Genomic DNA, 9,635 nt, shown 5'->3' on the forward strand with positions numbered 1-9,635 from the left:
GAGAGTGAATATTGTTGACTTTAGATTTCTTCTGGTCTCCTATCCTGCCAACAGCGGGAAAACCCGCGGAACCTCGGGAGGACAATATGACTAATCGCTTCATGGCATCCGTATCGGCAATTTCGCTTCTTGTACTGAGCGCGCCGGCGTTTGCTCAGGACGCTCCGGCACTTGATGCCGGCGACACCACGACAGAAAGCGAAGCACGCCAGGACCGCGTGATCGTTACGGCGACTCGCCGCGAGCAGAGCCTGCAGGATGTGCCGCTCGCCGTGACCGCCTGGCAGCAAGAAGCGCTCAGCGAAAAGGGCATTGTCAGCTATGACGGGCTCGCCCGCGAAACGCCAGGCATCGTGCTCAATCAGCCAACGGCCAACTTCAACACCATTACCACGCGCGGCATCGCAACCAATGGCTACGGCGCCAATCTTCAGGCCGCGACCGCCATTTACATCAATGAGTTGCCGATTTCCAGCAATGGCAACTCCACGATCCTTGATCCAACGCTGTATGACGTCGAGCGCGTTGAAGTGTTGCGCGGGCCGCAGGGTACACTATTTGGCGCGAACTCTCTGTCCGGTGCCGTCCGGATTCTTACAAAAGCCCCGAATCCGAACGAGTTTGAAGCGTCGGCCCTTGTCGATTTCGGCCTTGTCGATGGCGATGCGCTTCGCCAACGTTATAATGGCATGGTCAATCTGCCGCTGGTCGATGACGAGCTGGCGTTGCGTCTTGTTGGTTTCTACCGCGATGAAGATGGCTGGGTGGACAATACCGGCACAGGCATTGAAGGCGCAAATTCGCTCGAATCGATTGGCGGTCGTGCCCATCTGCTTTGGGAGCCGATGAATAATTTCGATATCGGCTTGCTCGTCATACACGAGGACAACAAGCCTGCTGATTCCGGCCTCACCAATCCCGACCGGGGCGACTATATCCGCTTCACCGAGCGGCCTGACCTCTTTCAGTCTAACTTCACCAGCTACAATTTGACCGGCAATTACGAGATGGACTGGGCAACCCTGACCAGTTCGTCGACCTATTCCAAGATTGACGGCAAATTCATCGTCGACCTGGCCGGTACGTTCAACCAGGCTATCCCCTTTGCGCTCGACGCCGTCGGCTATGATGAGAATTTCGTCCAGGAAGCCCGCCTCGCCTCAGCTGATGGCGGCGACTGGGACTGGATCATCGGTGGCTTCCACTTCAACAAGCGGCGTGATATCGACTACGACTACCGCTCCTCGACAGAGTTCCTTCAAGCACGTAATCTCACCGGGCTTCCGAACGAGTATTATCAGAGCTTCGCAGGCTATTTCGATGCGATCGAATCGGCTGCTTTCGGTGAGCTGACATACCGGTTCTCTGACCAATTCTGGATGACGGGGGGGCTTCGCTACACCGAAACTTCCGTACAGTCCTTCACCCTGCCGGGGGGATACAATTCAAACTATCTGGGCGTCGCTTTGGGCGGATTTACGGATCTCGAGCTGACCGTCTTCCCGGTCGTGGCTGCTGAAGGCCTCAAGGTCAAAGCTGACAACGTTTCCTACAAGGCCAGCGCATCCTGGAAGCCGATGGAGAATCTTACGACTTACGCATCGGTCGCTACAGGCTTCCGTTCGCCGGTTGCAAATGCGCGCGCTGGCGCCGTCAGTGTTGTGAACCCTAACGACCTTGTCATCCCGGACGGCGCGAATTCCGACGAACTGATCAACTATGAAGTCGGCATGAAGGGTACTTTCCTGAATGGGAAGCTGACCTCAAATCTCGCGGCCTATTACATCATCTGGTCAGACATCCAGGTACAGGCCAATCGGCTTTCAGATCAGGTGCAGTTTGCCACCAATATTGGTGAAGCCGTCAGCCAGGGGCTAGAATTCGAAGCCGGCTATTATCCGGGCAACGGATTCAGCCTGTTCGTGAACGGATCTCTAAACGACACCGAAATCACTGAGCTGACGCCTGAGGAAGCCGCGATTTCCGGCGCCGAGCTTGGCCTTCAACTCGCCATGCCGAACTTCCAGGGTGCCGCCACAGCACGCTATGACTACAATGTCGGAGAGATGGACGCTTTCTTCTCGGGTACAGCCGCATATGTCGGTGATTTCCCGGCCTTGCTGCCAAATGTGCCGGGCCAACCAAATGTGCCGGCCCCGACCTTCGATTATACCGACGCCTACACCGTTGTGAATCTTCAGGCGGGTCTTTCGAAGGATAATTGGCAACTGACTGGCTATGTCGAGAATCTCTTCGACGACAACTCGATCACCTACGTGCACCCGGAATCCTTTGTCGACGCTCGCTATGCGCGCCAGCGCCCACAGACGGTGGGCGTCCGCGTCAGCGTTGAATACTGATTGGGGGCAGGGCTGTGCTGAATATTGGTAGAATGCTGGAGGGCGGCAGAACGCCCCCCGTGTTCGGCAGGGTACTCGCCTCGTCTATCCTTGCGTGGACCCTGCTCTGGCAGGCTGGCTGTGCAGCGAGTGATGGATTGCAGGCGAGCGCCGCCGACCCGAAACCCAACGCCGTCACAGAAGCGCCCGTCGGTTCGCTGCAGGGTGAAGCAGGGGATGGGGTGACTGTCTATCGGGGTATTCCGTTCGCGCTTGCGCCCGTCGGCGAGCGGCGCTGGGCCTTGCCGGAGGCCTTCCCGGACTGGGAAGGCGTCCGCCAGGCAATCGAGTTCGGTCCGGCCTGTCCACAGCCTGGCGCGCGCCCGGGAAGCATCTACTATGAGAAGCTAGGTGAGGTGAGCGAGGATTGCCTTAGCCTCAATGTCTGGGTGCCGGACGGCGCGGATGATGCTCCTGTCTTCGTCTGGATCCATGGCGGCTCGCTGGTTACCGGCACCAGCAGTCAGGCAATGTACGACGGCGCAAACCTTGCCCGTGAAACGGGGCTCGTCGTCGTTACAATCAATTACCGGCTCGGCGTGCTCGGCTATCTTGCCCATCCGGAACTCAGCGCCGAGTCGCCGCAGAATATCTCGGGCAATTATGGCCTGAAAGATCAGGCTGCAGCCCTGAAATGGATCAAGCGCAATATCGCTGCCTTTGGCGGGAACTCGGACAATGTCACAATTGCAGGTGAATCCGCTGGCGCTCTCAGTGTCGTCCTGCTCATGGTCTCGCCAGAAGCGCGCGGTCTGTTCGACAAGGCAATCGCCGAGAGTGCCTATATGGTTTCCATGGCTCCTCTGAGAGGTGCGGTGAGCGGCCATCCGTCAGCTGAAGAAGCAGGCGTTGCCTTTCAGGAAAAGACGAAAGCTGCCTCCTTGGCTGAGCTGCGTGAGATGGACGCCGACGAGTTGGTCTCGATTGCGGGCCGCAACGCCTTCGTCCCGTTCGGCGTTATCGACGATGTCTGGCTGAAAGATCAGATGCCTGCGACGTTCGACAAGGGCGAGCAGGCACAGGTCCCCGTGCTCGCCGGCTTCAATGAGGGCGAGATACGCTCGCTTCGTTTCCTTTTGCCGTCGGTGCCAGGAAGCGACGCCTATGAGACGGCGATCCGGTCCACTCATGGCGAGTTGGCAGACCGTTTCCTTGAGACCTATCCGGCCGACAATCCCGAAGCCAGCATGCTCGCGACCACGCGTGACGCCATGTATGGCTGGACTGCGGAGCGGCTCGTTGCCTCGCAGACGGCGGCTAGCCAGCCCTCCTATTTCTACTTTTTCGATCATACGTATCCGGCCGCCGACAAGCTTGGCCTTCGCGCCTTTCATGCGATGGAAATCCCTTATGTCTTCGGCACGCTTTTCGACATTCCCGAGCCGTGGCCACAGGCTCCGCGCAAGCAGTCCGAACGCGAACTAATGAATGCTATGATGCACTATTGGGCGAGCTTTGCCCGAGAAGGAGCCCCGTCCGCTGAAGGCGCGCCGGACTGGCCGGCCTACGGCAAGGACGCGACCGGCATGGTGTTCTCCGAGGTGCCGAAAGCCTGGCCAGGCCTTGCCCGCGCCCGCTTCGAACTTCACGAAGCGATTGTCTGCCGCAGGCGCGCCCATGGCAGCCTTCAATGGAACTGGAATGTCGGCATCATTTCCCCGCCGCTGCCGCCGGAGGTACCCGCGTGCAATTGACAGACGGCACCATGCAAGACTTCTCGCTGACACTTGATCGAATGATCGACCATGCAGCGAAGTGGCACCCCACCAAGGATGTGGTCACGCGCCGTTTTGACGGCAGCTTCACCCGCATTGGCTATGCCGCCCTGCGCGAGCGTGCCCGTACGGTGTCTGGGGTGCTGAAAGGACTCGGCATGCAGCGCGGGCATCGCGTGGCGACGCTCGCTTGGAACAGCCAGGCCCACATGGAGTGCTGGTACGGCATCATGGGAATGGGCGCAGTGTGCCATACGCTCAATCCGCGCCTCACCGCAGAGCAAATCGCCTGGATGCTTCAGCAGTCCGGCGCGCGCATTCTGATCGTTAGTGGGGATCTGCTGCCGCTCGCCGCCGAGATCGCAGCAGAAGCCGGAACGCTGGATCATGTACTCATCATCGATCCTGTCGGGCCTGACTGCAGCGCGAATGTGGGGCTGCCGGGGGCCCGTGACCTCGAGGCGACGCTATCCAAGGCCAGTTCTGAAGGTATCATCTGGGGCGACTTTCCAGAGACCACACCGTGTGGCCTCTGCTTCACCTCGGGCACCACGGGACGCCCGAAAGGCGTCACCTACACCCATCGCGGCAGCTATCTGCACACGCTCCGCCAGCTTCAGGCCGATGTCAGCGGGCTCAACTCGCATGATGTCATCATGCCCGTCGTACCGATGTTTCATGCCAACGCCTGGGGCCTGCCATATTCAGCACCAGCGACAGGCGCGCGGCTGGTCTTCTGCGGCCGCCAGGCAGATGGCGCGACCCTCGCCGATCTGATCGTCCGAGAAGGGGTCACCATTGCTGTCGGGGTGCCGACGCTCTGGCTGGACGTCTTCGATCATCTCGATGCAAACGGGTTGGATGTGCCGAGTCTCGGGCGGATCATGGTCGGCGGCGCTCCGATGAGTAGTGCTCTGATGCGCCGGATTGAGGCACGGGGCATCGCCGTCCAGACAACATGGGGCATGACCGAACTCTCTCCACTTGGTACGGCCGCTCCGCCCGGAGATGTCCGCTCATCAGACACGGCAGGCCGTCCGGCGCTTGGCGTCGATCTGATGCTCACCGATCATGAAGGCACGCCCCTCGATGAGCAGCGCGGGCACGAAGGCCATCTCTGGGTGCGCGGCCCTTCCGTAGTCGAGCGCTATTTCGGCCAAGCTGAAGCCGCGACGCGCGATGGCTGGTTCCTGACAGGCGACCTTGCTGAAATCAGTGAAGACGGCCAGCTTTTCATTACGGGCCGGGCCAAGGATCTGATCAAGTCCGGCGGAGAATGGATCAATCCCACCGAGATCGAAGCGCTCGTCTCCGGCCTGCCGGAAGTCGCCTTCGCCGCTGTCGTCGGGCGCGAGCATGAAAAATGGGGCGAGCGCCCTGTACTGCTTGTCCAGTTCCGCGATGGCGAGAGCCTTGAAGATAACAACTTGCTGGAGGCGCTAAGGGATCGTGTGCCCTCCTGGTGGCTGCCTGATGAGGTGATCCGTGTGCCAAGCATGCCACTCGCTGGCACTGGAAAGATCGACAAGATTCGCCTTCGCAGCCTTTATGGATCAGCCTGACACGGGAGGAGCTTACAATTGACACGCTTGAAACCGACCCTCATCGCCGTTGGCCTCGCCGCGCTCACGCTCTCCGGATGCTCGGCCAAAGAGGCTAAGTCCTCCCAGACGGCACTCGCAGAGAAAATCGTCCTGCCGGGCCCTGTTGTCAGCGTCGCGCAGGGCGAGATCGAAGGTGTGAACCAGGACGGCATCAATGTTTTCCGCGGAATTCAATATGCCGCCCCCCCGGTTGGTGAATTGCGCTGGGCGCCGCCGATTGCGCCTGCTGCGTGGGAGGGGGTTCGCGACGCCAGCGACTTCGGGCCGAGCTGTATCCAGCCGCCGGTGCCGCCTGTCAGCGTCTATTATGATCCGCCAGAAAGCGCGTCGGAGGACTGCCTTTCCCTCAATGTCTGGGCACCTGAACACGCAGAAGATGCGCCGGTCATCGTCTGGATCCACGGCGGATCGCTTCGTATCGGCGGTGCCGCGCAGCCTGTCTATGATGGCACGGCTTATGCCGAGCGGAACGTGGTCTTCGTTTCAATCAACTACCGTCTCGGCGTGCTCGGCTGGCTCGCGCATCCCGAGCTAATTGAGGAGAGCCCGGGGGGACTGTCGGGTAATTATGGCCTGATGGACCAGATTGCCGCGCTCGAATGGGTTCAGGACAATATCGACCAGTTTGGCGGTGACCCGTCCAACGTCACCGTGATGGGCGAATCCGCGGGCGCGCTCAGCGTGACCTATCTGCTCACAAGCCCGATTGCCGAGGGCCTGTTCGACAAGGCGATCATCCAGTCGACCAATACCCGCAATTTCGCAGAGCTCGGTGAAGCAAGCTACGACCTGCCGGCTGCAGAGATGGAGGGCGTAAACCTGTTCAAGACACTCGAACTGAAAACGCTGGACGCCGCGCGCGCCGCCGACCCGCAGGAGCTCACCAATCGGAGCACAATGGCAGGCTATGCCCCCGCCGGGACGATTGATGGCACTTACGTACCGCGCCAGCTAAATGAGGCATTTGACGATGGCGAATTCGCGAAAGTGCCCGTGCTCGCAGGATTCAATAGCGGCGAAGCGCGCACCTATCGAATGCTCCTGCCCAGGAAGCCGAAGACGCCCGAGGCCTACGAAGACGCGATACGTGCGCGCTATGGTAACGAGGCGGAGGCCTTTCTCGCGCTCTACCCGGCCGATGACATGGAAGAATCCATGCTGGCTGTGAACCGCGACAATGTTTTCGGCTGGTCAACCGAACGTATCGTACGCAGCGCGGCGCAAGCGGGCGAACCCGCCTATCTCTACGTCTTCGATCATTGCTATCCGGCTATGGAAGCGCGCGACCTCTGCGCCTTCCATGCGAGCGAAGTGCCCTTCGTGTTCGGCACGGTCGGCACCCCGGAATCCTATCCGCCGCGATGGCCGCAGCCGGAGGTGGACGAGGTTGAAGCGCTGGCCTCAGTTCTGGTCGACTACTGGGCTTCTTTTGCTTCGACAGGCCGGCCTGAAAGCGCCAATGGGCCTGCCTGGGCGCCCTATAGTGACGACGAGGCCTATCTCCATATCGGGGATAAGCCGGAGCTACGCCATGACGCCTATTCCGGCATGTTCGAATTCCATGAGGCGCTTTACCAGAAGCGGCGTGCGGCCGGCGAAGGCTGGTTCATGCGCGTCGGGCTGAATGCAGAGCCGATCGAGTAGGCGCGGACAGCCTCAATGGCCGGCCTTGTTCGGCGCAATCAGGGTCATCTCTGTCTCGTAATTGTCGGACCAGTTTTGCGGCGGCAGGGGCAGGGCGCGGCTCTCGCGCTCGCGCGCCGGCGTGAAGGCCGGGCGGGGGTCTGCCGAGCGCACCTGTTCGAGCCAGATGACTCCGTCATATTTGCCGCTGTTTCCGCGGGTTGTGACGAGATCCAGATCGCCATCACCGTCCATGTCGGTCGCAGTGAACGCGTCATACATTCCACGTACGCGCCGCGAAATGTCATGGCGTGTCCACTCCGTCGTCGGATGTCCGGCGTTCTCGAACCACACGATCCGGCCTACCGAAGAAGACGCTGTCACTTTGGGCTCGTCATAGTCGCGCGACGCGCCGGAATAGCCGCCTTCCAGGATATTGAGCCCTGAATAGCCGCCTGTGATTGCGTCGAGGTCACCATCGCCATCAATGTCTGCAAGTTCGATCCCGATGATGACGTCCGGCAAGATGTCGCCAATGCGATAGTGGACCCATGGCTCGTCGAGGCTTACGGGTTGTTTTAGCCAGCCAAGCGAGGCCATGAGCGGCGAGCCATTCACGGGGAACGGTGTCTCATAAACCGCAACAGCGAGGTCGAGCCTGCCGTCGCCATCAATGTCCTCAAAGTCGCTCTGAAAGGCGCTGGACGTGCGTTGCCAACCTTCGGGCGCTGTGAGGCCGGGTATAATTTCGATCGTGTGCGGCAATACTTCTATGCCGCCTCCCTCGCGCGGACCCGTATTCTCCAGCATTGTCATTGTCTGGCGCAGGCGGGCGGCAGCAAGCACATCCATGTCGCCATCGCCGTCCACATCGACTGGCATGGCCGTGTTAGGCACGACTTCGCGCGAGAGAACCTGCTCTCGCCAGCTTGAAGGCTCAAGCGGGTCGCCCTCAATCAGGAAAAGCGAAGTCGGTCGTGATGCAGAGGGAAGCGATGGATCAATAATGTCTGACGCGCCCTTGTTTGCACCGAGCACATCCATCTTCCCATCGCCATCGACATCGGCGATGAAGGCACGCAGCCAGGAGCCACGATCCTGTGTGACCGGCGGAATGAGGTTCTGCCAGGACTCAGACCGCGCGGCCTCGCCCGGGTTTTGGAAATAGATGAGATGGGCCTCTTCGCAGGCTGCGACGAGATCCGGCCAGCCATCCCCATTTAGATCGCCCACGGCCACGTCTTCGATTGCCGCGACCTCCGCGCCCTCGCCAATCGTTACATTGACCCAGACATCCGGACCATCTGTCGCGAAGGCGATACGCAGATGGTTGGAATCCTCATGGACCGAAACGATGTCGGTCCGACCGTCGCCGTCCATGTCAGCCATTTGGAACCCGTCGCCGCCGCGGATCGGGATGCCACCATTCATGCCTTCATCATCGACCCGATGCTCGATCCAGGAGATGAACTGCCCGTTCGGCGTTTTCGCCCGTGTCGGCGTGTCGGCGACGCTCATCACTGAAGCTGGCATCTGCGCGCAGGCGGCGAGCGCCAACACTAGCGTGGAGGCGCTCGCGATCCGCATCAGACTTGCCGCCTGGCGATATCTTCGCGGACCTTGTTCGCCGCCAGAATGTAGTGGGTGACCGACCATATCGCCGCGACCGTACCACAGATCAGCATGGCCGTGCCAAGCGGCGCCACCATGCCATTCCGGGTGAAAACATCGCTGAGGAAGCCGACGATGACAGGGCCAAGACCGAGCCCGATCAGGTTCAGCACGAAGAATAGCACCGCCGATGTCATTGCTCGCATCCGTCCGTTGACGAGATTGTGCGAGACGGCCAGCACCGCGCCGAGATAGGCGGCGGAAAGGAAGTGGAAGGGCGCTGTCATGATCAGGGCGAAATAGACCTCGCCGGAGAGCAATATTGCGAGCTGCACCGGAACAAGAAGTGAAGTCAGGATGGCGGGCACCCAGAGATACCAGCGCACATCCTTTGCCCCGAACTTGTCAGCCATCCAGCCGCCGCAGAAGGAGCCAAGCCCGCCGCCAAATCCGGTGGTGAGTGCCATCCAGGCGCCGATCGTGCCGATGTCGAGCTCGTAGGTTCGCAGGAAGTAGGAGGGCAGCCAGTTGCCGATGCCGTAGATGATGAAGGCTTGCATACTGGCGGCCAGCGCAATGTGTCGGAAAGAAATGCGCGACCAGAGTAGTCGGGCCACATCCCCAATCGGTGGGGCAGGCTCGACCGCTTTCGTGTCGCCTTCGGACCAGCCGCGGATCGGTTC

Annotated in this window: 5 protein-coding genes and 1 pseudogene; 4 read left to right on the forward strand and 2 right to left on the reverse strand. The window is 60.4% G+C overall.

Annotated elements, in window-relative coordinates; genetic code table 11:
• Positions 1-86: 86 nt before the first annotated feature.
• From B4F73_RS11830 to B4F73_RS11845, 4 genes are read left to right on the forward strand one after another with little or no spacing between them, the layout of a single operon-like run.
• On the forward strand, positions 87-2,360 hold the full coding sequence (locus B4F73_RS11830) for a TonB-dependent receptor (RefSeq protein WP_290480728.1): 2,274 nt from the start codon (positions 87-89) through the stop codon (positions 2,358-2,360).
• 59 nt (positions 2,361-2,419) lie between these two features.
• Positions 2,420-4,093, forward strand: coding sequence for a carboxylesterase/lipase family protein (locus B4F73_RS11835; protein WP_290483347.1), 1,674 nt, complete (start codon positions 2,420-2,422; stop codon positions 4,091-4,093).
• On the forward strand, positions 4,090-5,676 hold the full coding sequence (locus tag B4F73_RS11840; RefSeq protein WP_349679565.1) for an AMP-binding protein: 1,587 nt from the start codon (positions 4,090-4,092) through the stop codon (positions 5,674-5,676). Before B4F73_RS11835 ends, B4F73_RS11840 begins: the two co-directional genes overlap by 4 nt.
• An 18-nt stretch (positions 5,677-5,694) precedes the next feature.
• Positions 5,695-7,362 (forward strand): carboxylesterase/lipase family protein, encoded by a 1,668-nt coding sequence (locus B4F73_RS11845; RefSeq protein WP_290483349.1) that lies wholly within the window; start codon positions 5,695-5,697, stop codon positions 7,360-7,362.
• A 12-nt stretch (positions 7,363-7,374) separates the two neighbouring features.
• On the opposite strand, the gene B4F73_RS11850 is transcribed toward B4F73_RS11845, so the two are convergent.
• On the reverse strand, positions 7,375-8,928 hold the full coding sequence (locus B4F73_RS11850; RefSeq protein WP_290483350.1) for an FG-GAP repeat domain-containing protein: 1,554 nt from the start codon (positions 8,926-8,928) through the stop codon (positions 7,375-7,377).
• A pseudogene (locus B4F73_RS11855) lies at positions 8,928-9,635 on the reverse strand (MFS transporter); the annotation flags it as partial. The pseudogene B4F73_RS11855 and the gene B4F73_RS11850, both read right to left, overlap by 1 nt.

Origin of the sequence: Hyphomonas sp. UBA3601 (genome assembly GCF_002375605.1) — a bacterium.
GTDB lineage: Bacteria > Pseudomonadota > Alphaproteobacteria > Caulobacterales > Hyphomonadaceae > Hyphomonas.